The following is a 25,649-nucleotide window of genomic DNA, read 5'->3' as shown; positions in this document are numbered from 1 at the left end:
CTCCGCCCGGAAAACCGCCGGATCCGTATACAAGTGACCGCCCAACGTCGGGATCAGGCTCGGAGTAGATACCTCAACAGACAATTTGCTCTCCTATCAAAAACACAACAACTCAAAAAATGCAGAAGGTGGGGACTACAGTCCCGCGGCGGCACCCGCGAGGGCGGGCTGGGCCGCCGGCGTCGCCAGGCTCCTCCGCCACTTGGTGAACAGCCGCGGCTGGTTCATGCCCAACACGGCGACGGGAACGTCTTCCCGGTAGTACACGGCCAGCAGGCTGTGCTCGGCAGCATCCCCCGTTTCGACGTCGAGGCGGTCATAGCCGGCTGAGTGGCCGGCGAACTGGATCTTGACCCCGTGCTGGTCCGACCAGAAATACGGCGGCTTCAACGGCTGGGCCAGGGCGTCACTGTCCAGCAGGGCGCGTACCGCAAGCACCGCCCGCTCCAGCGCACCCGTCCAGTGCTCCACCCGGCGATGCCTATCAACAGCGGCGTCGAACCAGGCAGCACAGTCACCCACCGCCACAATGCCCGGAACACTGGTGCGCCCCATCGCATCACACAACACACCGCCGTCGACCTCCACCCCCGAACCGGCAAGCCACTCAACATTCGGCTCCGCGCCGATCCCCACCACCACAACGTCGGCCGCCACGAACGTTCCGTCGGCCAGCCGGAGTCCGGTGACGTTTCCTTCGCCTGCGTAGAAGTCCTCAATGACGGCCGACGAGATGAGCCGGACGCCCCTGGCGGTGTGCAGGCCGGCCACTACCGAGCCCATCTCCGTGCCCAGCTGGGCTGCAAAGGGCACTGGCTTCGTGTCGACCAGGGTGACGTCCATGCCCCGGGAGGCGGCGGAGGAGGCAACCTCGGCACCGACGAAGCCTGCGCCGATGACGGCCATCTTGCTTCCCGGCACCAGTTCCGGCGCCAGGCTTTGAGCATCGGCGAGGGTGCGAAGGGAGAAGACGTTGCTAAGGCCGGCGAGCGCCGGCAGCTGGCGGGCCCGTGCGCCGGTGGCGATGACAATGCCGTCAGCCTGGACGACCTGGCCGTTGGCCAGGCCGATAATTTTCGATTCAGCGTCCAGGGACACGGCGCGTGTACCCAGCAGCCAGTCGGCGTCGAGGTCGTCGGTTTCGGTTTCCAGGGACAGGTCCTCGGCCGTAATGGATCCAAGCAGGAAGTCCTTGGAGAGCGGCGGCCTGTCATACGGACGGTGCTCTTCATCGCCGATGATGACGAGACGTCCGGTGAAGCCTTGGGCGCGGGCTGCCCGCGCGGCGGAAAGGCCAGCCAGCGAGGCACCTACGATCGCAAGCGTCTGCATTTTCTTCACCCTCTTTCTATTGCTTTTAGCGCAACAACAATCGCTATATGCAACAGCGTGATCCAAGCCACGATGACTGTCAAGGGTTTGGCGACTCATTAAAGGGCGGCCTCGTAATTGGGCCCCTACCCCTTGACAAAACGGTGTGATCGAAAGCACGCTGTTGCATATTACGACGGCTGTTGAACTATACGGAACAGATCGCCAGCAGGACCCACATACCTTCCCAACAAGAAAAGAGGCCCCCAAATGCACAAGGCATGCCCGCTCAGCGAACTGGCACCAGGGGAAGCCCTGCGACTGAACACCGCGCCGCCCATCGCCGTCTTCCACACCGAGGAAGGCGAGCTTTTCGCCATTGACGACACCTGCACCCACCAGGACGCCTCGCTGGCCGACGGCTGGGTGGAAGGCTGCGAGGTCGAATGCCCGCTGCACGCCTCCAAGTTCAACCTCCGGACCGGACAGGTTGATGCGCCGCCGGCCAAACTCCCCGTCCGCACGCACGAAGTCACCGTTGTGGATGGCGACATCATGGTCATCGAGTCCGAAGAAGAGCCCAACCTCCCCCCTGGGCTGACAGTAAACGGCCACGTCTAAGCCGCCCTGCCACCGCATCGCTGCTGCTGCTACCCCTAGGAGAAAATCTTGTCCACAGTCCTTGAAGGCGCGCCCGCAGCCGGTGCCAGGGCCAAGACGCGTACCGCTGAGTTTGTCCTCACCCTGGCCTGTCCGGAGCGGCCGGGCATCGTCCGTGCCATCACCACGTTCCTGGCCGACCGCGGCTTCGACATCGTGGAGCACCAGCAGTTCGATGACCACGTCAGCGGCAAGCTCTACCTGCGCACGGCGTTCACCCATGGCGCGTTCACCCAGGGCGCGTTCACCCAGGGCGCCGACGGCGGGACCGGCGACGACGCCGGGCAGACCGCCGAAAGCCTCAGCTCCGAGTTCGCAGCCACCGCCGCCGAGTTCGGCATGGACTTCAGCATCCACGACGGGCGCCCGCAGCGGCTGCTGGTCATGGTGTCGAAGTTCGGCCACTGCCTGAACGACCTCATCTTCCGGTGGCGGGCGGGCAGCCTGGGTGCGGAGATCGCCGTCGTGGTTTCCAACCACGAGGACCTGCGGCCCATGGCCGAGGCGGCCGGGCTGCCCTTCATCCATGTGCCGGTGACGGCCGGCACCAAGCCCGAGGCCGAGGCACGGCTCCTCGAGCTGGTGGCCGAATACGACGCCGACCTGGTGGTGCTGGCCCGCTACATGCAGGTGCTGTCCGACGATCTGTGCACGAAGCTGCGCGGACGGGCCATCAACATCCACCACTCGTTCCTGCCCGGGTTCAAGGGCGCGAAGCCCTACCACCAGGCCTATGACCGCGGGGTCAAGCTCGTGGGCGCCACCGCCCACTACGTCACCGCGGACCTCGACGAGGGTCCCATCATCGAGCAGGAGGTCTTCCGGGTGGACCATGCCCAGGACCCCGATGCGCTGGTGACGGTGGGCCGGGACGCGGAGACCCAGGCGCTCTCCCGCGCGGTGAAGTGGCACTGCCAGCACCGCGTCCTGCTCAACAAGACCCGCACGGTCGTATTCCGCTAATTTTCCGCTAACGCGAACCAGGAGAACCACACACCATGAGCGCATCACCACGCGTCGTCATCATCGGCGCCGGCATCGTCGGCACCAACCTCGCGGACGAGCTGGCCAGCCGCGGCTGGGACAACATCACCGTCGTCGAGCAGGGCCCGCTGGAACTGGCCGGCGGCTCCACGTCGCATGCCCCCGGCCTGGTGTTCCAGAACAACCCGTCCAAGACCATGACGGAATTCGCCACGTACACGGTCAACAAGCTGCTGGCCCTGAGCAAGGACGGCGAGTCCTGCTTCAACCAGGTGGGCGGCCTGGAACTGGCAACCACCCCCGAGCGTCTGGCCGACCTCAAGCGCAAGATGGGTGTGATGACCTCCTGGGGCGTCGAAAGCCGGATCGTCGACGCCGATGAATGCGAAAAGATGTACCCGCTGCTGAACACCGGCAAGCTCACCGGCGGCCGCGAGGTCCTGGGCGGCCTGCACATCCCCACCGACGGCCTGGCCCTCGCGGCCCGTGCCGTGCAGCTGCTGATCGAGCGCTCCCGCGAACGCGGCGTGACCTTCCTCGGCTCCACCACCGTCACCGGCATCTCCCAGTGGGGCGGCAAGGTCACCGGCGTCGAGACCTCCTCGGGCGTGATTCCGGCCGACATCGTGGTTTCCTGCGCCGGTTTCTGGGGCCGTGAGCTCGGCAAGATGGTGGGCCTGGAGGTGCCGCTGCTGCCGCTGGCCCACCAGTACGTCGTCAGCACTCCCCTTGCCGAACTCGAGGGCGTCAACGAACTTCCCAAGGGCGCCAGCAAGCCCATCCTCCGCTACCAGGACAAGGACCTGTACTACCGCGAATGGGGCAATCGCATCGGCATCGGCAGCTATGCCCACCGCCCGATGCCCGTGGACATGTCCGCCCTGCCCAAGGTCGCCGCCGACGAGATGTCCGACCACTGCATGCCTTCGCGCCTGGACTTCACCCTGGAAGACTTCGTCCCGGCATGGGAAGACAGCCAGGACCTGCTGCCCGCCCTGCGCAGCGCCGCGATCGAGGACGGCTTCAACGGCATCTTCTCGTTCACCCCCGACGGTGGCCCGCTGATCGGCGAAGCCCCGGAACTCTCCGGTTTCTTCGTGGCGGAGGCCGTGTGGGTGACGCACTCAGCAGGTGTGGCCAAGGCCGTGGCCGAGGTGCTCACCGAGGGCCGTTCGCGCACCGACCTGCACGGCACCGAGCTCACCCGCTTCGAAAAGGTCCAGACCAGTGACGCCTACGTCAGCGAGACCTCGCAGCAGAACTTCGTGGAGATCTACGACATCCTGCACCCGCTCCAGCCCAAGGAATCCCCGCGGGACCTGCGGGTCAGCCCGTTCAACATCCGGCAGAAGGAACTCGGCGCCTTCTTCCTCGAGTCCGCCGCCTGGGAGCGCCCGCACTGGTTCGAGGCCAACCGCCCCCTGCTGGACGAACTCCCGGCAGAGTGGCAGGCCCCGGAACGCGAACCCTGGGCCGCGATGTTCTCCTCCCCCATCTCGGCGGCCGAAGCGTGGAAGACGCGTACCGCCGTCGCGCTTTACGACATGACGCCGCTGAAGCGGCTGGCCGTCAACGGCCCGGGCGCCCAGGCGCTGCTGCACCGGCTGAGCACCGGCAACATCGCCAAGAAGCCCGGCGCAGTGACTTACTGCCTGCTGCTGGAGCACGACGGCGGCATCCGCAGTGACGTGACCGTCGCCCGGCTCGCGGAAGAAGACTTCCAGCTCGGCGTGAACAGCAACGTGGACTTCGACTACCTGCGCGTTGAGGCCCGCAAGCAGTCGGCCGCCGACCCGGCCCAGTGGGTGCACGTCACCGACATCACGGGCAGCACCTGCTGCATCGGCCTGTGGGGCCCGCTGGCCCGCGAGGTCATCGGCAAGGTCAGCGCCGACGACCTCACCAACGACGGCCTGAAGTACTTCCGCACGAAGGAAATTTCGGTGGGCGGCATCCCCGTCACGGCCATGCGGCTGTCCTACGTGGGCGAACTCGGCTGGGAGCTGTACACCACCGCCGAATACGGCCTTAAACTCTGGGACCTGCTCTTCGAGGCCGGACAGGAGCACGGCATCATCGCCGCCGGCCGCGGCGCCTTCAACAGCCTGCGCCTGGAGAAGGGCTACCGGCTCTGGGGCACGGACATGAACACCGAGCACCACCCGTACCAGTCCGGCCTCGGCTTCTCGGTGGCGAAGGACAAGGAAGGCTACGTGGGGGCCGAGGCCCTGGTGGCGCTCAAGGAACAGCCGGCGGAGAAGGTGCTGCGCTGCCTGACGGTCGACGACGGCACATCCATCGTGCTGGGCAAGGAACCCGTGTACGTGGGCGGCGTAGCGTCCGGTTACGTCACCAGCGCGGCGTACGGCTACTCGATCCGCAAGCCGATCGCCTATGCCTGGCTGCCTGCCTCGGTTTCGGAAGGCGACGCCGTGGAGATCGAGTACTTCGGCAGCCGCGTCGCGGCCACGGTCAGCGCCGAGCCGCTATTCGACCCCGGCATGGAGCGCCTCCGCGGCTGACCCTGGCAGGACTCTCCGTCCCGACCCTCTTTGCGCCACGGACGACGGCGGCACACCGGCAAGCCCGGGGTGTCGCCGTCGTTCTTGGTTAAGAAGAGGTCAGGAGGGGAACAGCCTTAAGGCGCAAAGGAGGAAAGCCGCTGGCCGAGTGCTTCCCGCCACGTGTGTCATGGGCAGCCGGGTGAAGCCCTCCCCGTCATCTCAGTCGAGGCAAACCTTTTCAGCAGCCATATGAGCTTGGGGAATGCTGCTTATCGGCGCGGCTCGGGGTCGGCCCCGCGGCCGATTTGCGGTAGCTTGCCGTGATGAACCGGATCCAGGTCGGGTTGGTAGCCGCCCCTGCCTCGCCCACGGAGATCGCGCGCCTACTCAGTGGCCTCGAGCCGCCGGGCGGCCAGGATCGCGAGAGCTGGGACATCGAGATCGTGAGCGAATCGTTCACCGTGGGGTCCGAAGACGTCGATACTGCCTTGGCACGGCTTCGGGATCACGCTCGTCAGCACGAATGGGACATCGTTATCGGGCTGGTCGAGACTGACCTGCGGCAACGCACAGCTGTGCTGTCGCTACCGGCGCTCGGCGGGCTCCATGTACAGGCGCGTGCCCGGCATGCAGTGCGCGCTCTCGTAAGCGGCATGGCAGCGAACACGCAGGACGGTGACAACGGGCCGCTCCGCCGCTTCACCAGCCGCCGGCGGCTGCTCGTGGGAATGGTGCTTGCGAACCGTCCGTGGCTCCTCGTGCCCGGGCTCAAGTCCGCGCTCGTGGCAGCGCTGGCAACAGGGGCGGTGGCCACGATCAACTCAACGGTTTGGCTACTCGCTGGCTCCCTGTCATCGTGGCGCCTCATAGTGGCGACGATCGCCTCCGTTACGCTCGTTGTTGCTTGGCTCGTAATCGACGGCGAACTCTGGGACCGCCCCGACGACAATTCTGCGGAGGCCAGGGAAAGATCCCGTCTCTACAACATCTCGACATTGGTGACCTTGAGCATCGGGGTGCTCATTTGTTATGCGGCGCTATACGTCGTGAATCTGGCCTGGGCACTGTTTGTCCTCGACCCGGCCGTGATGGGTGGCTACCTCCACATATCGCTCGGCTACAGCGACCTGTTCGTGCTGACTTGGTTTGTCGCGTCGGCGGCGACCGTGGGCGGCGCCCTTGGCAGCGGCCTGGAGTCGGACGAAGCCATCCGCGCGGCTGCCTACTCCAAGCGCGAGGAGGAACGCCGCAACCGCCTCGCTCACGATCGGGCCTAATTCGGCTGTCCTGGGATGGAGTAGGACAGCCGCCCCCGGTTTCCCAGGCATTGCGGAGGGCTCCTCCGTGCTGGCCGCCGCCCGAGGAACCAGCATGCATCGCTCCTAATGCAGCAGCATTGCTGGACGGCCTCAACCCAAGGCAGTTCCTTGGGGGCGTTATTTTTTTGCAGCATTTCCCACGACCCCTCGACATCCTTAGTAAGCGTGCTTAGCATTAAGGTTCGATTGGTAGCTATTTCGCGAACGGGCTGGCCAGCCGGGTTTTCCAGAGCAGCCAGCCGCCCAAAAGTCCTTGGGCCTCCCGCCCATTCCGGGTGGACTCAGAGGTCCTTTACGTACCACACTCCCTCGCGGCTCACGCCCCCACACCTGGGTGACTTCTGCCCTGGATGACACACGTGTGCGGCCTGAGGGGTGGACAAAGGAAGAGAGCGAACAGTGAAGGCAGTAGTTTACAAAGGACCGAACGACGTCAGTGTCGAGGAGATCCCCGACGCCAAAATTGAGCACCCCGCAGACGTGCTGGTGCGCATCACCTCAGCGAACATTTGCGGCTCGGACCTGCACATGTACGAAGGCCGAACCAGCTTTGAACCTGGGCGCTCCTTCGGGCACGAGAACCTCGGTGAGGTTGTGGAGACCGGCCCCGCGGTGAGCAAAGTGAAGGTGGGCGAACGCGTCGTGCTGCCGTTCAACATCGCCTGCGGATTCTGCAAAAACTGCGAACGCGGCTTCACCAACTACTGCCTGACCATGCAGCCCGAACCCAAGCTCGCCGGCGCGGCCTACGGCTTCGCGGACATGGGCCCGTACCAGGGCGGACAGGCCGAGTACCTGCGCGTGCCCTACGGGGACTTCAATTGCCTCCGCCTGGGCGAGGATGCGGTGGAGAAAGAACTCGACTATGTCATGGTCGCGGACATCTTCCCCACCGGCTGGCACGCCACCGAGATGGCCGGGGTATACCCGGGTGACTCCGTGGTCATCTACGGCGCAGGACCGGTCGGGCTCATGGCCGCCTACTCAGCCATCATCAAGGGGGCAGGCAAAGTCATGGTGGTGGACCGCCAAACAGACCGGCTGAAGCTCGCGGAACAGATCGGTGCCATCCCTGTAAATGATTCGGAAGTGGACCCTGTCGAATTCGTCAAGGACCAGACCATGGGATTCGGCGCGGACCGGGGCTGTGAATGCGTCGGCTACCAGGCGCACGACCCGGGCGGAAACGAACATCCCAACATGACCCTGAACCGGCTCGTGGACTCCGTGCGCTTCGTCGGCGGCATCGGCGTAGTTGGGGTGTTCCTGCCCCAGGACCCCGGAAGCCCCGACAAACTTGAGCAGCAGGGCCAAATCGCCTTCGACTACGGAAACTACTGGTTCAAAGGACAGACGATGGGCTCAGGCCAGTGCCCGGTCAAGAAATACAACCGGGCCCTGCGCGACCTCATCGCCGGCGGAAAGGCCAGCCCCTCCTTCATCGTCAGCCACGAGCTGCCGCTGGACCAGGCCCCCGAAGGCTACAGGAACTTCGACAGTCGCGAAGACGGCTGGACAAAAGTCGTCCTCCACCCGGCCGGCGCCTGAGAGCGGTCCAGAAAGGAGAACGTTCATGTCTAAGCGAGCGATTTCCAGGACGTGGTCCTGATGCGCGCAATGGTGTACCGAGGCCCGTACAAAGTCCGGGTCGAAGAAAAAGACATTCCGAAGGTCGAGCACCCGAACGATGCCATTGTCCGGGTCAGCAAGGGCGCCATTTGCGGATCCGACCTCCACCTTTATCACGGCATGATGCCGGACACCCGGGTGGGCATGACGTTCGGGCACGAGTTCGTGGGCACCGTTCACGAGGTGGGTTCGTCCGTACAGAACCTCGCGGCCGGCGACCGGGTGATGGTGCCGTTCAACGTGTACTGCGGTTCCTGCTACTTCTGCTCCCGCGGCCTGTACTCCAACTGCCACAACGTCAACCCGAACGCGACGGCGGTGGGCGGCATCTACGGCTACTCCCACACCTGCGGGGGTTACGACGGCGGCCAGGCGGAATTCGTGCGGGTCCCCTTCGCTGACGTGGGACCCTCGAAGATTCCTGACTGGATGGACGAAGAAGACGCAGTCCTGCTCACCGATGCACTGCCCACCGGCTACTTCGGCGCCCAGCTGGGTGACATCGTGGAGGGCGACACCGTGGTGGTGTTCGGCGCCGGCCCGGTGGGGCTGTTCGCTGCCAAGTCCGCCTGGCTGATGGGCGCCGGGCGGGTGATCGTGATCGACCACCTGGAGTACCGGCTGGAAAAGGCAAGGTCCTTCGCGCACGCCGAAACGTACAACTTTACCGAGTACGACGACATCGTGGTGCACCTGAAGAAGGAGACCGACTACCTGGGGGCCGACGTCGTGATTGACGCTGTGGGGGCCGAAGCGGACGGCAACTTTCTCCAGCACGTCACAAGCAGCAAGTTCAAACTGCAGGGCGGCTCCCCCATCGCTCTCAACTGGGCAATCGACTCCGTCCGCAAGGGCGGCTCGGTTTCCGTGGTGGGCGCGTACGGACCGATTTTCAGCGCCGTGAAGTTTGGCGACGCCATGAATAAGGGTCTGACGCTGCGGATGAACCAGTGCCCGGTCAAACGCCAGTGGCCGCGCCTCTTCGAGCACATCCGCAACGGCTACCTGAAACCCAGCGACATCGTCACGCACCGTATTCCGCTGGAACACATCGCCGAGGGGTATCACATTTTCTCAGCCAAGCTGGACAACATCATCAAGCCGCTCGTTGTTGCCGGGCAGTCCTGAAGGGAGACCGCACCATGACTGAGACAGCCACACCATATATCGCCGGTAAACGCATACCGCCGAAGTCCGCGGAAGACCTGCGGGCACAGATCCCGGGCTGGGGCGCTGACCTCGACCCGGCCGACCGGCCCTCCTACCCCCGCGAGCAACCCGGGATCGAGACAGGCGCGCGTTGGGACTTCCCCGAACGCCAACCGGAGAAATGGCCCCGGGAACGGTCCGTCGAGCACGCTTTCCTGACACCCGTTTTCGGCACTTCCACACCTCCGGCCGGGGTGTCGGGCGCTATCCGGAAGTACGCCTACAAGTACAGCGAGGGCCGGGCTGCACACTGGCTGCTGCTCATCGCCGCCGACCGCGTGGACGCCTGGGAACACCACGTGAAGTCCTTTGCGACCCTGCGTCCCGACAACCCCGTCACCGAAACCGGGGTGCTCAGCGAGTTCTCCCGCCACGGTGTCCGCTCCCGGTTCGGACAAAAACGCGCCGACGTCAACCACCAGTGGATCGACCCCTTCCTAGTGGGAGGCCCATGGGTGCTCGCCGGCCTGGGTGGTGTCGTCGCCGTGCGGGCGCTCGGGCGGGCGGCGTTGGGTCGGAAATGACGCCGCCCTCATGACCTTGCGAAAACACCGCGAAACCTAACAGCTGTTCTGCAACGGCGGCGGACCACGGGTGTCACCAACAACGCATGTGCTGGAGACACCCGGCAAACACCCCGGACGGCGGCGGGGCGCCGGCGCACCCTAGACCTTATGCGTCACATTTTGGTAGGCCAGCGTTTTACTCGCGGCGGCGGCGGCACCGCCACGATGGGGCCGAACCTGGGCACGTCGGCGGGCGTTATGGGCTGTGTGGGAAATCCTAGGCCCAGCACACCGGCGAGCCGGCCGGTGTGGTCAAAAACGGGTGCGCTGACCGATCCAACGTCTTCGTTGCATTCACCGAAGGCTCACCCTCGGGGCGCAGGTGGCCACGGACCCGGCCTTGCGTCAGGGCCGGGTCAAGGTGGCGGCAACACCGATACGCATCCTGACCCTGATCGGTGTGGGGGCGTTGCTGATACTGACGGCCGTTCTGGGCATCGACGTCGGAGTGGCTTCACTCGTCGTCGTCCAGCTCGGCCTCGGCAAACCCACAAGCCCTGTTGTGGGGTGCCCGGGACCATACGGGCACCCCCGCAACGGCTCAGCCTACGGAGCGGTTCTTCCGCCGGAATCCGCAGGCCAATCGGCCCTGCGGATCCGTTGCAGCTCCCTGACCGATCCCGTGGTGCCCCATTCATCAAGCCCTAACCGTGCCAGCGGTCAGATCGATGCGGGGGTGGCTGCCATCCAGAACGCCCGAAGCAACCACCGCATGGGTGACCTCCCGAAGACCAGAAGTCACCGACCGGCAACGTACTGTCCAGCCGGCACTCCAGGGCCACCGGAGACTCCCCTACCCTGGGCACCCCCACGGTGCGACCTGCTTCCCGCCTCACCCCGGCCGCGTCGAACTCACTCACATCCGGGGGAAAATTCGTGCCGGACGCATTGACCTCAGCCATCAGCCCGACAGGCGCCAGGTTCACACAAACTCTCCCCGCTAGCGGATATTACGCAGCGAATCCTTCTCTCCAACCGAGGTGAACTGAACGGTCGGCGGATCCACTGATGCAACAGTAAAGAACGAATGCGGAGCAAGATTGTCCACGTCCTCCGCCGACCTGCTTGAGATCCACGCAATCGGACGCGGAACAACAACGGCCGTCAACAGCCGGTAAAACTCCCGCGATGACAGTTCCGCGGGATCAAAGTCTTCGTCTTTCCCGTCACCAGCCCCTGGTCGTTAGGCAACTGGCCAAAAAACAAAAACGGATATTGGATCGCCTCTGCCGGGTCCGTCGGCTCACGGGGGCCGCGGGTTAGCCGGCGTAGGGGTCGGCGATGCCGATGTACTGGGTGTAGAGGTATTCCTCGATGCCTTCGAGTCCGCCTTCGCGGCCGAGGCCGGACTGCTTGACGCCGCCGAAGGGTGCGGCGGCGTTGGAGACGACGCCGGCGTTCAGGCCGAGCATGCCGGTCTCGAGCCGCTCGCCCATCCGGATGCCGCGGTTCAGGTCCTTGGTGAAGACGTAGGCCACCAGCCCGTATTCGGTGTTGTTGGCCAGGCGAACGGCCTCGTCCTCGGAGGAGAAGGTGGTGATCGGGGCGACGGGGCCGAAGATCTCCTCGGACAGGATCCGGGTTCCCTCGGTGACGCCCTTGAGGATGGTGGGCTGGTAGAAGTAGCCCGGCCCGTCCACCGGGGCGCCGCCCACCACGGCGGTGGCCCCGGCGGAGAGGGCGTCGGTGACCAGTTCGTGGACCTTGTCCCGGCTCTTGGCGTCGATCAGCGGGCCGACCTTGGACTCGGGCTCGGTGCCGCGGGCGGTGGTCATCTCCTTCATCTTCGCGGCGAACTTCTCCGCGAACTCGTCCGCGACGGACTCGTGCACGATGAAGCGGTTCGCGGCGGTGCAGGCCTCGCCCATGTTCCGCAGCTTGGCCAGCATCGCACCGGCGACGGCGGCATCGACGTCGGCGTCCTCGAACACCACGAACGGGGCGTTGCCGCCCAGCTCCATCGAGGTCCGCAGCACCGTCTCGGAGGCGTCGGACAGCAGGCGGCGGCCCACCTCGGTGGAACCGGTGAAGGAGAGCTTCCGCAGGCGCTGGTCCTTGATCAGCGGGCCGGTCGTGGCACCTGCCGTGGAGGTCGGGATCACGTTCAGGACGCCGGCGGGCAGGCCCGCCTCCTGCATGACTGCCGCGAACAGCTGCGAGGTCAGGGGGGTCAGGTTCGCGGACTTCAGCACCATGGTGCAGCCAGCCGCGACGGCCGGGGCGATCTTCCGGGTGGCCATGGCCAGCGGGAAGTTCCACGGCGTGATCAGCAGGCACGGGCCCACGGGCTTCTTGGTCACCAGCAGCCGGGACTTGCCGTCCGGGGAGACGGAGTAGCGGCCGAACGCACGCACGGCTTCCTCGGAGAACCAGCGCAGGAACTCGGCGCCGTACGTGACCTCGCCGCGGGCCTCTGCCAAGGGCTTGCCCATTTCCAGAGTCATCAGCAGCGCGAAGTCCTCGGCCCGCTCGGTGACCAGGTCAAAGGCGCGGCGCAGGATCTCGCCGCGCTCCCGCGCCGGCACCTTGGCCCATGACTCCTGTGCAGCGGCGGCCGCGTCAAGAGCCGCCTTGCCGTCCTCAGGACCGGCGTCGGCAATGCTCAGCAGCGTCTTCCCGGTGGCCGGGTCCTCGACGTCGAACGTCTTGCCCGACGCCGCGGGACGCCACTCGCCATTGATCAGCAGGCCGGTCGGGACAGCCGACAATATTTCATTCTCACGCTCTAAGGCCGTAGACATGTTTCTCCTAAATAAATTCCTTGGTGGCGCCGCGTTGGCGCAGTATTTCGGTAGTACCCAGCGTTGGGATGGGGGCAGGGAAGTTCCTGCTGGATCCGGCGGCGATCCTGCCCCGGCGGAAGAGCCATTAGCTGCTGCTCTAGTAGTACCCAGGCGCCACCTGTTTTGCCGAGCACTCCACGCAGGGTCGCCAGCACTATCCCCAGCTTTGGTCCGCCCGGAAGGCCGCCCCAGTTAGCGACGAGATCCGCTCCCGGCGAGAACCAGCGCAACCCGCAGCGTTCCCACACATCAGGCACAAGGCCTGTGGTGGGAACGGGAAACGCGCGGGAGTCTAGTGCCGGTGAACGGCCTGGGTTGCCGAGATCCAGAGCCAACGAGCCGGCACCGACCCCGGGTTCCGGTAGGAGTGCGGCGTTCCGGGATCGATCAGGACGGATTCGCCTGCCTGCAGGTTATAGATGGTTTCCCCTGATTGGAGCTCGAGTTGGCCGTCCAGCATTACGAGGCATTCTTCCTCGTCGGGGTGCGCGTATGGTGCCACGCGGGAGCCTTCGCCGGGCTCCAGCACCGCTTCGATGACCTGGATCGTTTTTGCATTCGCAGGGGTGACGAGCCGGTCCCGGTAGACCCCGGATGGGTGCTTCACGAGTGCCCGGGGTGCGGGGCCGGCCGCCAAATTTGTTTCATCAGATTCGGCGAGCAGCAGCGACATGGGCACATTCAGTGCCCCTGCTATCCGCAACAGTGACGAGAAGGATGGGTTGGCCTTTTGTCGTTCGACCTGGGAAATAAACCCTTCGGAAAGCCCTGTCTGACGCGCCAGCTCGAGAAGGGTCACGTCCTTGGACCTGCGGATTCTGCGGATACTGGGGCCAGGGGATGTGGCGGCGGGGGTGCCTCCGGAGTTGGCCGTAGGCTCCGCGTCTTCCATGCCGATTGCTCCTTCGCCGATTGTGCCTGCCGGTGGCGGCTGGTCAGTACATGACCATATCAGTGGGATTGTGTTGGAACGGAGAGTGCCCTCATGCCACTCTCTTGAGCCTCTCAGCGGCTACGGCGGCGATCAGGACCATCCCAATGACAAGTTCCTGGATGTAGCTGGAGACGTGGAGCAGGTTCATACCGTTGCTCAGCACGCCCAGGAAGAGGACACCGAGTACGACGCGCCACAGGACGCCTTCACCGCCGAAGAGCGAGGTGCCGCCGAGCACCGCAGCCGCGATGGACAGCATCACGAAGCTTGCACCCAGCGATGCTTCTCCCGAGCCCACACGGGCGGTGAGGAGGATGCCGGCCAGGGAAGCGAGGACGGAGCACAGGACGAACGCCAGTATGACCGTCTTCTTCACGTTGATTCCCGCCACCAGCGCCGCAGCCCGGTTGCCTCCGACGGCGTACATGTTGCGTCCCGGCACGGTGCGGGACATAAAGATCCCCATTCCGATGGCGATAACGATGCCGAGGAGCACCGGCACCGGAATACCGAGAACGGAGGAGGTGGCCAGCACGTCGGAAAAGATCATCGGGAGCCCGATGATGGGGGCGCCCTTGGAAATGATCAGGGCCAGGCCTGTCAGCACCGAGGTGGAACCGAGCGTGGCCATGAAGGACGGAACCTTCCAGAAGGCCACGATGCAGCCGTTCACCAGTCCAATCACTACGCCGAGCAGGAGCCCGGCCCCCAGTCCCAGCAGGACGCTTTCGGGTCCGCCGGAGCTGGCCGCGGTCACGGAGGCCACCACCACGCTTGTCAGTGCGACGGTTGCACCGACGGACAGATCCAACTGCGCATTGATCAGTACGATCATCTGCCCCATGGCGATGAGGAGAAGGAAAACGGATTGGCGGGCGACGTTGAGTAGGTTTGACCCGTCCACAAATCGCGGTTCCACGATGGCAAAGACAACGCACATCAGGATCAGAAGCGCGGGCAGGAGACCGGTGGTCAGGATGAACTGCACGGTGCGCCGCGCGGTGGCGGGGGCTGCTGTGCGTTGTGGACTAAGTGTTGCAGTCAAGGATTTCTCTCCTTAAGAGATGGGAAGGGAAGGGTCACGCCGGGGCTGCGGCGAAGAATGACCTGGCGATGTTTTCTTCGGTGATGTCGGCGCCGGCCAGGTGGGCGGCGATGCGGCCTTCGCGCATGACGTAGACCCTGTCGCTGATGCCGATGATCTCCGTCAGGTCGGAGGAGATCACTACCACACCGTGGCCGGCATCGGCATAGTTGTCGATCAGACGATAAACATCGGCCTTCGCTCCGACGTCGATTCCCACCGTCGGTTCATCGAACAGGTGGACTTTCGCGGTGCGCAGCCGGCCCCTGGCCAGAACGGCTTTTTGCTGGTTGCCACCCGAGAACTTCCCGGACGTCCGGTCAAGCTGCATGGGCCGCAGATCCAACTCCTCGGCGATGCTGTGCGCCAGTTCATACTCTTTCTGCGTCCTCAGGAAACCCTTCCGGATGATCTTCGCGGGCCGGTGGGAACCCATGGTCATGGATTCGAAGAGCGGGCGGCCCAAAACAAGGCCCTCGGTCCGGCGGTCCGAAGGATAATAGACCAGCCCGCGCTCCAGCATTCCTGCCGGTGCCGGCTTGGCGATCTGCTCGCCGTCGAGCTTAATGCCGCCTTCCTGAACCGGGTGCAGCCCGAAACAGGCCCGGGCCAGGTCTGATTTGCCGCACCCGAGCAGGCCGGCGACGCCGACGACCTCGCCGGCGCGCACGGTCACAGAGACATCGCGCAGGGTTGCGCTGCCGAGCCCGGAAACCACGAGGAGGTCCCGGCCAGGTTCTCGTCTTGAATGCTGGTAGAGCGAGCTCGCCGGGCGCCCGATCATCCTCTCGACGATGATGGCTTCGTCCATCGGTGCATTGAGAGTCTCGATGAACTTACCGTCTCGGAGGACCGAGACACGGTCGGCAATGGCCTCCACTTCATGCATGCGGTGCGTGACATAGAGAATGGCGACACCTCGCCGGGCCAGCCCGGTCACGATGCTCAGCAACTGCCGGCTCTCGTTCTCGCCCAGCGAAGCCGTGGGTTCGTCCAGGATCAGGAGCCGCGCTTCACCCATCAGGGCACGGGCGATCTCGATCAGCTGCTGGGAGGAACGCGGCAGGTCACCGGCACGGGCTTCCAACGGCAGGTCTGCCCCCAATCCGGACAGGGCGTCGGCAGCGCGCTCGAGCATCTTCTTCCGGTCAACGAGGCCGGACTTAAGGGGCAGTGAGCCCAAGGAGATGTTCTCGGCCACCGAAAGTTGCGGGACGATGTTCAGTTCCTGGAACACGGTCCGGATCCCGCCGTTCTCGGCGTCCTGGGGGCCGTCGAAAACTGTTTCGGCACCGTCCAGGGCTATTGATCCTGTCGTGGCCTTGTGAACTCCGCAGAGAATCTTGATCAGCGTTGACTTGCCTGCGCCGTTCTCGCCCATGAGCGCATGGATTTCGCCGCGCTTGATCTCGAAAGAGACATCGCTGAGTGCCGTGACACCGGCAAACTTCTTGCTCACATTACGGATAGCCACTAACGGGTTGGCGGTCATGCCTTCTCACCTCCTGAATACGCCAGGACTCCGTTGACATATGTGCGTTCCACCCGGACGTTCTTCAACTCCGCTTCGGGAACGGTATGGGGGTCCCTGTCCAGAACCACCATGTCCGCGGCTTTTCCAGGCTCCAGGGAACCGGCCACGTGGTCGAGCCCGATGGCTTTCGCCGCTTCGATGGTGTGCAGCCTGAGAGCCTGGGCCACCGAGATCGACTCTTCCGGCTCGATGTGGTTTCCCCAGTAGCTTCTTCGGGACACCGCCGACCAGATGGTGTGTAAGGGATTCGTCGCACCCGGTTCTCCGCCGAGAGTGATGTCCGAGCTGATGACGGGCGATACGCCTTCGTGCAGTACGGTCCGCAGCGGAAGCCTTCCCGTGCTGCCCGTGGCGGGGAAAAGCATGGGCAGGTAGTCACCGATGAAGTTGTGCAGGAAGCCCGGTTGCATCACGGGGATCACGTTGGCCGCGCGCCATGATGCGATCTCCTTCACCGAATCCAGCACGTTGCCCAGGTGCTCGATGCGCACTGGCGGGTGGTCGTGGGCGCCGCCGACGGCGAGAATGGCCTCGATCGCTTCGCGCTGCGCCCTGGTGCCGTTGGTATGGATGGCGATCTGCACGTCTTTGTGGCGCGCAGCCCTGATGGCATCCATCAGGGCGCCGCGGGAGAGATTGAGTTTGCCCCTGTATCCGGCGCGGTGGCCGTGGTCGCGGGAGTAGTCGTCGAGGCTGGCTGCATTGCGTGCGGAGTATCCCCCGTCCGCGAACACCTTGACACCCCGAGCCCAGACCCGTTCGGGCCCGCTGCGTGAGGAAAAGCCGGCCACCCAGTCGCACGCCGCCGCGACCGGGAGCAGCGACGGTGCCATGGCGTACAGTGCGATCCGTCCGTTGAGACTGCCGTCCGCGACCGCCGCGTCCAGCGCCTCCACGTTGCGTGCTGATTCGGCCATTTCACCGAGTGACGTAACGCCATGCGCGAGGAAGTCGCTGTGGAAGGTATCCGAATAGAAGCGCGTCAGTTCCTCGACGCTGCTTTCCGGAATCGGCAGCAGGCCGTCTATCTCCGCAACGACGCCGGTCGGCTGGCCGGCGTCGTCAAGGTGGACCACAGGGCTGCCCCACAGGCCTTCACCGCCGGTGATGAAGCGCTCCACGCCGGCCAGGGCCAGGGCAGGGGTGTTGAGCACGGACACGTGGCCGCCGCAGTGCAGGACGATGGGAGTCGTCTTGCTGACCGAATCCAGTTCCAGCCGGGTCGGCAGCCTGCGTTCGGCAATTTTTTGGTCGAAGAACAAGTTGCCGTAACCGATGAGCCAGTCACCCACAGTCCGGCCCGTGTTCAACCCCGTCCGCAGGGCATCGAGAACGTCCGCGATGGTTTTGCACGCCGGCACGCGGCAGTCGACGCCCCGGTGGGTTCCGGCCGCGTACTGGGCGAAGTGCACGTGAGGGTCAATAAATCCCGGAAGGATCGTCCGCCCGCCCAGGTCGTGGATGGTGATTCCGTTCCGCTGCAGTTCGCCGGCGTAGGCGTCGTCACCGATGCCGGCGATTTTGCCGTTTTCGACGTAGACGACACGCGCGTTGGGTGCCGCGGTCATGGTGACGACGTTGCCGGTCAGTGCGAAAGCAGTTGCACCCATCACTTGCCCGCTTCAACGTTGAAAGCGGGTGACCATCCCTGAGGTGCGAAACTTCCGGTAGCGTCGAATTTCGCCGTGTTGTCGTACCCGTCTTCCTTGGGTCCGCAGATCAGCAGGGGCTCCGGCGCGTAGCGCTGGATGTCCTTGTCCAGAGGTTTGTGCTCCAGCGTCCGCACCGCGAGGTCCACGGAGATCTTGCCGATCTGGCTGGACTGTTCCGACGGAGCGCATTTCGCCTGCCCGCGCTTGATGAGTTCAACCGCCTGCGGGGTCACGTACGTGCCGTATAGTCCGATGTCCTCGATTTTGCCCTGCTCGGCCAGGAGCGTTGCGGCGACTTCCATGGTGATCGCCGTGCCGACGATGGCATTGATGCCAGGGTTGGCGGACAGGGTGTCCTCCACGAGCTTCAGCTGGACCTCTTTGCCGGTGTCTCCGTACTTGACATCCACGATTTCGACTGCCGAGCCTGCGACGGCTGCCTCGAAACCTTTCCGGGACCGCTCAGTCCAGCCGGCCCCGGCCGGTCCGGGCAGGAGTGCCACTTTCATCGGCTTCTTCAGTGATGCCAGGTGGGTGCCGATCATCTTGCCCATGTCCACGTAGTCCTGGAGCACGCGGGCGTCCACCTCGGCGGAGGAGACTCCGTTCCCGACGTCGACCACCGCCACACCCTTTTTCTTCGCCTTGGCGATGGCAGGGTTCAATGACTCGTTGCTGACCGCGCTCAACAGCACCGCGTTTGCGCCGGAGCTGACGCAGTCCTCGACCTGCGTGACCTGCTGGGCGACGTTCTCATAGCCACCCGCATCCGTTGTGGTGAGGGAGACGCCCAACTGCCGCGCCTGCGTGGCCTGACCATAGTTCATCCCCACCCAGGTCGGGTCCTTCAGGTGGGGCAGCACGGAGCAGATGCGCCAGGGCTTGGTGACCTGGCTCCGGTCCAGGGACGTGTAGGTCCCGGGGGTGTTCGGCCCGGTGCAGCCACGCGGGTCCACTTTGGGGGACTTGCAGTTCGTCAGCAGCGCGGGTGCGGACCAGGATTCGCCGCTGACCGGCTCAGCCTCGGCGCCTGCCGTAGCGCACCCGGAGAGCAGGAGAAGTCCGGCGGCGGCCAGGGCAACAATTTTCAGTTTCTGGGTTTTCATGCGAGCACGCCCTCCCGGAGGCCGGCGGCCGCGGTGTCGATTGGCTGGATCTGCCCGGCGGGAAAACGTTCGGCGGCGAAGTTGATGGACCCCTGCACGCGGCGGGACGCTGTGAGCTTCCTGACCAGGGCGGACCGTGCGTCCAGGAGACCCTTGGGCCACATGGTGCCGACCTTGCCGTAGACGCGGGAGTAGCGCTGGACTCCTTCGCTCATTTCGCGCTGGCCTTCCTCCCAGGACTTTAGGGCGAAATCGATGCTTTTGCTGTTTGTGACCGAGATGGCCAGGGCCACGGCATTGGTCATGGCAACACAGGCCGCCTGGCCCAGGTTGGGCGACATGGCGTGGGCGGCGTCCCCTACCAGTGCCGTCCGACCGCTGTACCACTGGCTGACGTGTACATCGTGGAAAGGTGCCCAGCGTCCTTCGGTGTCGAAGGGGATCCGCTCCAGCTGGGAGCGGAACTCGGGGAAGCTTTCAATCCACGTGGCAGCGTTGAACGGATTCTGTTCGCGGCCCTCGACGTCATTTGCAGGGCAGCAGAGGAAAACGTATGTTTCCTCCGGTGAGCACGGGATGATGCCGATGCGGCGTCCGCCGTTCCACTGCTCGATGGTCTGGTTGACCGGATCGTCGCCCGTCCGGGGGATAAGGTGCCGCCCGCCGCCGTCGCGCAGATCCACAAGTTTCTGGCGCAGGCCGAGCGAATCCCGGACCTTGGAGAATACGCCGTCGGCCCCGATGGCTAGGTCAGCCCGGTACTCCTGGCCGTCGGCCGTGGTCAGCGTTCCGTTCGGGGTGGCCCCGATGACCGGCGAGTCGGTGACGATCTCCACACCCTGGCGGCGGGCCGCGTTGAGAAGACTCTGGTAAAGGTGCCGCCGGCCGACAGTGTAAAGGCGGTGGTTCCGCAGCCACTCGTCCTGGAGGGTGCTGCCGTCGTGGTCCCGCAGGAACGGAACCTCAACCTTCTCGGCCCGGGAGACAACTTCCTCGTATGCCCCAATGGCTTCCAGGGCCCGTAGGCCGTTTTCCCACAGGTAGATTCCGGCCCCGATCTCCCGGAGGATGGACCCTTTTTCGTGTACCCGGACCGAACATCCGGCCTTGCCGAAGGCTGCCGCGGCGGTCAGCCCCGCAAGGCCGGCACCTGCGATTTCGATATGCATATAGGTGGCTCCTTTGCCGTCCCTTACCTGGATCTGCATTTCAGATCCATTGGAGATGCTATTCGTGAAAACTGTGATCAGCAATACTTTTCTTAGATCTGATCAAAGTTTTTTTAGCCGCACCACTTGTTCTGGAGAATGAGTTGTCGTTTCTCTGCGGCAGGCAAGCGGCTCGGCGGCCGGAGTGTTTGACCGGGCGGTTCTTGTTGACTGCGCCGCAGAAGGAACCATTCCTTGCTGATTCCAACCGGATGGCCAGTTGAGGGCACGGCCGGAGTGCAGGAGCCCGGCACCGAAGACCAAGGTCGCTCTGCGGCGGCAGGGGCAGGTTTGCAGGGTTAACGGCCCCGTCCCGAGTGAGATGCTGGCGCGGTATTGCGCCAATCAAGCCTGACGGCCGGCCGCGGGACCCGGGACGCGGCCGGGTGGCACCAACTCGCTGGATGGCGGCTATCGAAGACCCTAAGCGTGAGGCAGGGACTCCGTAACCACTTGGACGCCGTCGCCCTCATGGATAAGACGCCGCCCTGCTCCAGCATCCAACCAGATCCAGAAAGCGGACCCGTCGGGCATCCATTCGTCCAGGACACCGTCAAGCGCGGGACGGCCAAAGCTTTGGAGGCGGACGCGACTTCCCGCTGGCACAGTTTCCGGTCCTGCAATCCACGCATCGCGCCCCTGAAAGGTTTCGCCATCATCGGGGGCGGACACAGTGTGACCCGGAGAGCTCGGAGTAAGGTCGGGGAATCTTTCTCGTTCTGCCAGTGGTCTGCCCTTCCTTCGGTCGATCGGTTAGACCGGAGGTGTCAGCCAATCCACAAGAACTGTTTTTCGCGACTTGTCAGTTAACGGACGCGGAATTGATGAGGCGATGTAAGCCGTCCCGTGCACGTACGTTCCGCCCGGGGTGGATTGGGGGCGCCACTCCGGACGGAACTGAAACAAGGTACCAAATAGTTACTACACTAACAATTCGTGCACGAGTTGCGGGACGAGTGTCACGTCTTCCATGCAAGCGAGCTACAGGCCCTCGACGGCATCGCCCGCGGCAGATCGGCTTTCTCGTGAAGCTGGCCGCGCCGCCCACAGTCACCCGAAAAGGAGCAATGCCGCCCCAAAGCACTCCTTGGCCTGCCAACTTGACTGAGTCTAAGGAATCCTGATCTTGGCCGAAGCCGGTGCTTGGCGGAGACGGAAGCCTGCCTTCTCGCCAACATTCCAGCCTCTAGTTTGTTTGACCCTTACGTGCCTCCTACGTGCGCGAAGTCAACGAAGACGACCGCCATACCAAGGTGGATCCAATGAAGACACGCCCGGGCCCTGATCGGGATTGAACGCATCTCGCGTGCCTGGGACGTGCGGCCGGACCCGCTCTGGGCCTCAACACCTGAACCTACTTCTGCACGACCCCCGGAATGCCCATACTTACTCAGCGGAGTCAACCGTTATAAAGATCCGGATCGTCTCCTGTGCGGACGCCGTTTTCCAGTGAGGCGATTTCCGTCATGTCTTCGGCGTCGAGCGCGAAGTCAAAAACGTCGAGGTTTTCGATGAGCCGCCGGCGAGTAACAGACTTGGGAATGACCACGTTTCCCAGTTGGATGTGCCATCGCAGCACGACCTGAGCGGTGGTCTTACCGTGCTTTCCGGCGATACGCTCCAACACGGGATTTCCGAAGACCCGGCCCCGGCCGAGTGGCGACCAGGCGACGGTGAGGATCCCTTGTTCGGAGTCATAGCGGCGCATTTGCTCGTTCGCAAACCCCGGGTGCAGTTCGATCTGGTTGGAGACCGGCACGACCGTTGTTTCCGCCGCCAGACGTTCAAGGTGTTCGGGTTGAAAGTTGGACACGCCGATGGACTTCGCGCGCCCATCGGAGAGGATCTTCTCGAACGCCTTCCACGTTTCCACGTATTTGTCGACGCCGGGCAGCGGCCAGTGGATCAGATACAGATCAACGTATTCGAGTCCGAGTTTTGAGAGGCTGGCATCGAATGCTGCCAGCGCAGAATCGTATCCGTGGCTGTCATCTGCCAGTTTTGTAGTGACATACAGTTCTTCCCGGGGAAGACCAGAGCGCCTGATCCCTTCGCCGACGCCGCGCTCGTTTTGATAGAGGGCTGCAGTGTCAATCATGCGGTATCCGACTTCAATGGCGGTCGAGACAGCGTCTGCGGTGCCGGCGTCATCCGGTCCGTAGATGCCGAGCCCGATTTGGGGGATGGTGCGCCCGTCGTTTTGGGTAAGGAGGGGAACTTGGTGGTTTTCTGGCATTGATACTCCTTGTGGTTGGAGGAGACGCATCGGTTAGGCGAGTGCTTTGAGGATGGCGGCAACAGCGGCTTCCGCTATCGCGCGATCTTCTGCCATGTCGCTCTTGCCGGAGACGCCCACGGCGCCGATGAATTCGCCGTCGAAATAGATCGGAACGCCACCGCCGAGAACGACGAGGCCCGGGACCTGTCCGAGGTTGTGCACCAGCCAGGGCTCGTCTTTGGCCATTTCCCAGAATTCGTGCGTCGCCAGCCCGTTACCGGCAACCGAGTAGGCCTTATCCTGTGCAAGTTGTGAGGACTGGAAGGGCGCGCCATCCATCCGGTCAAACGAAATGAGATGACCGGCGTTATCCAACACGGCGATGCAGGTCAGGCAGTTCATGGTGCGTGATTCTTCGATCGCGCGATCAATACCCACCCGCGCGAGATCGTGGGTGAGGGTGCGCTTAACGAGAAGCTCTGGCATGGTTGGAATCTTTCTATTCTGGACCGGTAACTAGCTGGCCTGTACGGCCAACAGTTTGTCGAGGTAGCGTTTGCTGATTTCGGCAGCCGCCTTTGGATCACCGTCGTAGTAATCGAGTTCGACCATGAGCCACTCGTCGTACCCCGCCTCGCGAATAGCTCGCAGGATGTCGTCAAAGTCCAGTTCGCCCTCGCCGAGCGGCAAAAAGCGCTGGGAGCGGGAGTCCCAGTCCTTGAGGTGGACATGCGCGAGGCGGTCGCTGTATCGCCGAATGAGTTCTGCCGGGTTTCCGCCGCCTCCCGCCAGGTGTGCGGTGTCGGGACAGAAATGGATGCCGGACAATTGCATGATCTCTGTGAGAGCCTCGGGTGTCTCCACGAGGGTGCCCAGGTGTGGGTGGTAGGTGGCCGTGAGTCCAGCCGCTGATGCGATTTCGGTGCACCGATCGAGTCCGGAAGCCAGCCGTTGAAAATCCCCATCAACGGGCCCCTGCGCGCGCTGAGCCCCACCTCCAATGACCAGACGCTGCGCTCCGAAGGTTGCTGCCAGGGCCGCGGCTTTCTCGATTTTTGCCATCTCTTCGTTGACTATGTCGTCGAAGATGAAGTTCGCGCCCGTGTAGACGCCCACTAGGGTAAGACCGGTTTCCTCGAGGAGGTCTGTGAAGCGTTGTGGCTCATCAATGAATTCCAATAGGTTTCCGTCGAAGACCTCGGTACCTGTGTAACCTGCGGCAGCGATGTCCCGAAAGGCATCAGCTGTTGAGCCGGCCGTGAGGTAGAAGGAGTCCTTGACGCTTGTGACGCCGCCGGGCATTCCCACTACCCCGCCCCACGTGATGGTCGGGTACCCAAGCCTCATCGGGCCACCGTGCCCACACTGGACTGAGAGGAAACCCCCGCTTCATCGAGCATCATCGTTGAAATCCGCTCAGCAACCATGTACGTCGTCAGCATTGAATTCGCTGCGGGAGTGGTTGGGATCACCGAAGCATCGATAACACGGAGACCCTCAATTCCATGTACGCGACCTTCCTGGTCCACTACTCCTCCACGCTCCACCGGAGCCATGAGGCAGGTACCGGTGAAGTGATAGCCGGAGGCTGCTTTTTCCTCAATGGCAGCATCGAGTGCTGCATCGTCGTTGATGGTTTCCGCGTTCATTCCGAGCGGGGCTTCCAGCATGTCTGCCAGGGGCTTTGCGGTAAAGACCTCCCAGCCGACGCGCACGAGTTCCCGAATAGCATCGCGGTCGACTTGCGCATCAAGGTAGTTTGGATCGACGTCGGGGAGGACCGTGGGGTCCAGCGTGGTAATTCGAACTTTTCCAAGTGACCTGGGCTTGTTAAGAACGCAGCCGATTCCAGCGACGTTCTCGATGTCGCCGGTCCCCTCACCGGCGATGCCGCGGCTGCCCTCCCCCGTTGTGCGTGTGTTGAGGTAGGTGAACATGGTGAGCTGGCCGTCCAAGGAGTTGGGCTGCGCCTGAGTGGACATGCGGTAGGCAGCCTGGAGGCTGAACTGGCTTTCGTCCCATACCCCGGGTTTCGGAACCGCCATGAGGGGAATGCTGAAATGGTCTCCGAGGTTCTCGCCCACGGGCAGGTCGATGACGAGCTCTGCGCCGAGCGAACTTACAAGTTCCGCCGGACCGACACCAGAGCGTTGCAGAATCGCCGGCGTGAGGATGGCTCCGGCCGAGACGATCACTGCCTCGGCATCGATGACGGTGCCGTCGATCAGCTCTACGCCGATCGCGCGGGTCCCGTCGAACAGTACCCGGCTTACCAAGGAATTGCCGCGCACCGTCAGGTTGGGGCGGTTGCGTGCCGGATCGAGGTAACTCTCGGCTGTGGAAACCCGGCGCCCTCCGATACGGGTTTGGGGTACGGGTCCGACGCCATGGGCGTCGGGAGCGTTGAGATCCCAGACGTACGGGGCACCTGTTGCCTTGGCCGACTCGATAAAGGCTGCCTGCAACGGGGCGAGTTCCTCATCGGTCGCCCGGTTGATGGGAACGGGACCGTCGTGCCCATGGATGTCATCGCCGGGAGCGGCGTCATTTTCAATTTTCTTGAAGAACGGCAGGACCTCGTCCCAGCTCCATCGCGGGTTGCCGAAGGCTACCCATTCCTCGTAGTCTGCGCGGGAACCGCGGAGCGCGATTCCGCCGTTGATCGCCCCGCCGCCGCCGATGAGCTTGGCCTGCGGAACGGAAATGCCCGCCCCGCCGCGGCTGTGGGCGATCAACCCCCAGTCGTGGTCCGCGTTGAAGGTGGGCGCGTGGCCGCGCATGGGCACATATTTAGCGTCCAGCACTCCTTCGGGAGTTGTGCCCGGGGCGTAGTCTGCTCCCGCTTCGAGCACCAGAACCGACTTCTCCGGGATCTCGGAGAGGCGGGCAGCCACGATGCATCCCGCGGCGCCTCCGCCTACAACGACGTAGTCAAACTTCTCAGTCAT

The 25,649-nt window shown here is 63.9% G+C and carries 20 protein-coding genes; 7 read left to right on the top strand and 13 right to left on the bottom strand.

Going from position 1 to position 25,649, the window contains the following annotated elements:
• Positions 1–135: 135 nt before the first annotated feature.
• The gene (locus ACFTSA_RS12375; protein WP_377951597.1) at positions 136–1,332 is read right to left on the bottom strand and encodes an NAD(P)/FAD-dependent oxidoreductase; all 1,197 of its coding nucleotides are present in this window, start codon (positions 1,330–1,332) and stop codon (positions 136–138) included.
• A gap of 249 nt (positions 1,333–1,581) precedes the next feature.
• Between ACFTSA_RS12375 and ACFTSA_RS12370 the strand changes: the two genes are divergently transcribed.
• The 7 genes from ACFTSA_RS12370 to ACFTSA_RS12340 all read left to right on the top strand — a co-directional run bounded on the left by ACFTSA_RS12370 (position 1,582) and on the right by ACFTSA_RS12340 (position 10,140).
• Positions 1,582–1,932, top strand: a complete 351-nt coding sequence (locus ACFTSA_RS12370) for a bifunctional 3-phenylpropionate/cinnamic acid dioxygenase ferredoxin subunit (RefSeq protein WP_377951596.1) — start codon at positions 1,582–1,584, stop codon at positions 1,930–1,932.
• A 48-nt stretch (positions 1,933–1,980) separates the two neighbouring features.
• On the top strand, positions 1,981–2,934 hold the full coding sequence (gene purU / locus ACFTSA_RS12365) for a formyltetrahydrofolate deformylase (protein WP_377951595.1): 954 nt from the start codon (positions 1,981–1,983) through the stop codon (positions 2,932–2,934).
• Between the two features lie 35 nt (positions 2,935–2,969).
• Positions 2,970–5,477: an FAD-dependent oxidoreductase gene (locus ACFTSA_RS12360; protein ID WP_377951594.1), complete on the top strand. Its 2,508-nt coding sequence runs from the start codon at positions 2,970–2,972 to the stop codon at positions 5,475–5,477.
• Positions 5,478–5,782: 305 nt separating this feature from the next.
• On the top strand, positions 5,783–6,736 hold the full coding sequence (locus tag ACFTSA_RS12355) for a hypothetical protein (RefSeq protein ID WP_377951593.1): 954 nt from the start codon (positions 5,783–5,785) through the stop codon (positions 6,734–6,736).
• Positions 6,737–7,177: 441 nt separating this feature from the next.
• Entirely contained in the window at positions 7,178–8,326 is a 1,149-nt protein-coding gene (locus tag ACFTSA_RS12350) for a glutathione-independent formaldehyde dehydrogenase (RefSeq protein WP_377951592.1), read from the top strand.
• A 60-nt stretch (positions 8,327–8,386) separates the two neighbouring features.
• On the top strand, positions 8,387–9,535 hold the full coding sequence (locus ACFTSA_RS12345; protein ID WP_377951590.1) for a zinc-dependent alcohol dehydrogenase: 1,149 nt from the start codon (positions 8,387–8,389) through the stop codon (positions 9,533–9,535).
• Between the two features lie 14 nt (positions 9,536–9,549).
• On the top strand, positions 9,550–10,140 hold the full coding sequence (locus tag ACFTSA_RS12340; RefSeq protein ID WP_377951589.1) for a hypothetical protein: 591 nt from the start codon (positions 9,550–9,552) through the stop codon (positions 10,138–10,140).
• A gap of 686 nt (positions 10,141–10,826) precedes the next feature.
• Here the strand turns inward: ACFTSA_RS12340 and ACFTSA_RS12335 are convergent.
• From ACFTSA_RS12335 to ACFTSA_RS12280, 12 genes are all read right to left on the bottom strand, one after another.
• The gene (locus tag ACFTSA_RS12335) at positions 10,827–11,084 is read right to left on the bottom strand and encodes a flavin reductase family protein (RefSeq protein WP_377951607.1); all 258 of its coding nucleotides are present in this window, start codon (positions 11,082–11,084) and stop codon (positions 10,827–10,829) included.
• Between the two features lie 357 nt (positions 11,085–11,441).
• The gene (locus tag ACFTSA_RS12330; protein WP_377951588.1) at positions 11,442–12,923 is read right to left on the bottom strand and encodes an NAD-dependent succinate-semialdehyde dehydrogenase; all 1,482 of its coding nucleotides are present in this window, start codon (positions 12,921–12,923) and stop codon (positions 11,442–11,444) included.
• Positions 12,924–13,257: 334 nt separating this feature from the next.
• Positions 13,258–13,857, bottom strand: coding sequence for a helix-turn-helix domain-containing protein (locus ACFTSA_RS12325; RefSeq protein WP_377951587.1), 600 nt, complete (start codon positions 13,855–13,857; stop codon positions 13,258–13,260).
• A 91-nt stretch (positions 13,858–13,948) separates the two neighbouring features.
• Positions 13,949–14,944 (bottom strand): ABC transporter permease, encoded by a 996-nt coding sequence (locus ACFTSA_RS12320; protein WP_377951586.1) that lies wholly within the window; start codon positions 14,942–14,944, stop codon positions 13,949–13,951.
• A gap of 34 nt (positions 14,945–14,978) precedes the next feature.
• Positions 14,979–16,475 (bottom strand): sugar ABC transporter ATP-binding protein, encoded by a 1,497-nt coding sequence (locus ACFTSA_RS12315; protein ID WP_377951585.1) that lies wholly within the window; start codon positions 16,473–16,475, stop codon positions 14,979–14,981.
• Entirely contained in the window at positions 16,472–18,127 is a 1,656-nt protein-coding gene (locus ACFTSA_RS12310; RefSeq protein WP_377951584.1) for an amidohydrolase, read from the bottom strand. Before ACFTSA_RS12310 ends, ACFTSA_RS12315 begins: the two co-directional genes overlap by 4 nt.
• A complete protein-coding gene (gene torT / locus ACFTSA_RS12305; protein WP_377951583.1) occupies positions 18,127–19,275 on the bottom strand; it encodes a TMAO reductase system periplasmic protein TorT in 1,149 nt (382 codons plus the stop codon). The genes ACFTSA_RS12310 and torT overlap by 1 nt, the downstream gene beginning before the upstream one ends.
• Positions 19,272–20,483, bottom strand: a complete 1,212-nt coding sequence (locus tag ACFTSA_RS12300; protein WP_377951581.1) for an FAD-dependent oxidoreductase — start codon at positions 20,481–20,483, stop codon at positions 19,272–19,274. The genes torT and ACFTSA_RS12300 overlap by 4 nt, the downstream gene beginning before the upstream one ends.
• A gap of 1,399 nt (positions 20,484–21,882) precedes the next feature.
• Positions 21,883–22,719, bottom strand: a complete 837-nt coding sequence (locus tag ACFTSA_RS12295; RefSeq protein WP_377951580.1) for an aldo/keto reductase — start codon at positions 22,717–22,719, stop codon at positions 21,883–21,885.
• Between the two features lie 33 nt (positions 22,720–22,752).
• On the bottom strand, positions 22,753–23,187 hold the full coding sequence (locus tag ACFTSA_RS12290) for a heme-binding protein (RefSeq protein ID WP_377951579.1): 435 nt from the start codon (positions 23,185–23,187) through the stop codon (positions 22,753–22,755).
• Between the two features lie 30 nt (positions 23,188–23,217).
• Complete coding sequence (locus tag ACFTSA_RS12285) at positions 23,218–24,048, bottom strand: sugar phosphate isomerase/epimerase family protein (RefSeq protein WP_377951578.1); 831 nt, start codon at positions 24,046–24,048, stop codon at positions 23,218–23,220.
• A complete protein-coding gene (locus ACFTSA_RS12280; protein ID WP_377951577.1) occupies positions 24,045–25,649 on the bottom strand; it encodes a GMC family oxidoreductase in 1,605 nt (534 codons plus the stop codon). The genes ACFTSA_RS12285 and ACFTSA_RS12280 overlap by 4 nt, the downstream gene beginning before the upstream one ends.

This window comes from Arthrobacter sp. NPDC057013 (genome assembly GCF_042674585.1).
In the GTDB taxonomy this organism is placed as follows: domain Bacteria; phylum Actinomycetota; class Actinomycetes; order Actinomycetales; family Micrococcaceae; genus Arthrobacter.
This window is presented reverse-complemented; position numbering and strand designations above follow the sequence as displayed.

Excerpts from the sequence above, each read along its gene's own strand:
- ACFTSA_RS12375 (WP_377951597.1), bottom strand. The coding sequence starts at position 1,332 with ATGCAGACGCTTGCGATCGTAGGTGCCTCGCTGGCTGGCCTTTCCGCC.
- ACFTSA_RS12370 (WP_377951596.1), top strand. The coding sequence starts at position 1,582 with ATGCACAAGGCATGCCCGCTCAGCGAACTGGCACCAGGGGAAGCCCTG.
- ACFTSA_RS12360 (WP_377951594.1), top strand. The coding sequence starts at position 2,970 with ATGAGCGCATCACCACGCGTCGTCATCATCGGCGCCGGCATCGTCGGC.
- ACFTSA_RS12355 (WP_377951593.1), top strand. The coding sequence starts at position 5,783 with ATGAACCGGATCCAGGTCGGGTTGGTAGCCGCCCCTGCCTCGCCCACG.
- ACFTSA_RS12345 (WP_377951590.1), top strand. The coding sequence starts at position 8,387 with ATGCGCGCAATGGTGTACCGAGGCCCGTACAAAGTCCGGGTCGAAGAA.
- ACFTSA_RS12340 (WP_377951589.1), top strand. The coding sequence starts at position 9,550 with ATGACTGAGACAGCCACACCATATATCGCCGGTAAACGCATACCGCCG.
- ACFTSA_RS12335 (WP_377951607.1), bottom strand. The coding sequence starts at position 11,084 with ATGGCTGAGGTCAATGCGTCCGGCACGAATTTTCCCCCGGATGTGAGT.
- ACFTSA_RS12330 (WP_377951588.1), bottom strand. The coding sequence starts at position 12,923 with ATGTCTACGGCCTTAGAGCGTGAGAATGAAATATTGTCGGCTGTCCCG.
- ACFTSA_RS12325 (WP_377951587.1), bottom strand. The coding sequence starts at position 13,857 with ATGGAAGACGCGGAGCCTACGGCCAACTCCGGAGGCACCCCCGCCGCC.
- ACFTSA_RS12315 (WP_377951585.1), bottom strand. The coding sequence starts at position 16,475 with ATGACCGCCAACCCGTTAGTGGCTATCCGTAATGTGAGCAAGAAGTTT.
- ACFTSA_RS12310 (WP_377951584.1), bottom strand. The coding sequence starts at position 18,127 with ATGGGTGCAACTGCTTTCGCACTGACCGGCAACGTCGTCACCATGACC.
- torT (WP_377951583.1), bottom strand. The coding sequence starts at position 19,275 with ATGAAAACCCAGAAACTGAAAATTGTTGCCCTGGCCGCCGCCGGACTT.
- ACFTSA_RS12300 (WP_377951581.1), bottom strand. The coding sequence starts at position 20,483 with ATGCAGATCCAGGTAAGGGACGGCAAAGGAGCCACCTATATGCATATC.
- ACFTSA_RS12295 (WP_377951580.1), bottom strand. The coding sequence starts at position 22,719 with ATGCCAGAAAACCACCAAGTTCCCCTCCTTACCCAAAACGACGGGCGC.
- ACFTSA_RS12290 (WP_377951579.1), bottom strand. The coding sequence starts at position 23,187 with ATGCCAGAGCTTCTCGTTAAGCGCACCCTCACCCACGATCTCGCGCGG.
- ACFTSA_RS12285 (WP_377951578.1), bottom strand. The coding sequence starts at position 24,048 with ATGAGGCTTGGGTACCCGACCATCACGTGGGGCGGGGTAGTGGGAATG.
- ACFTSA_RS12280 (WP_377951577.1), bottom strand. The coding sequence starts at position 25,649 with ATGACTGAGAAGTTTGACTACGTCGTTGTAGGCGGAGGCGCCGCGGGA.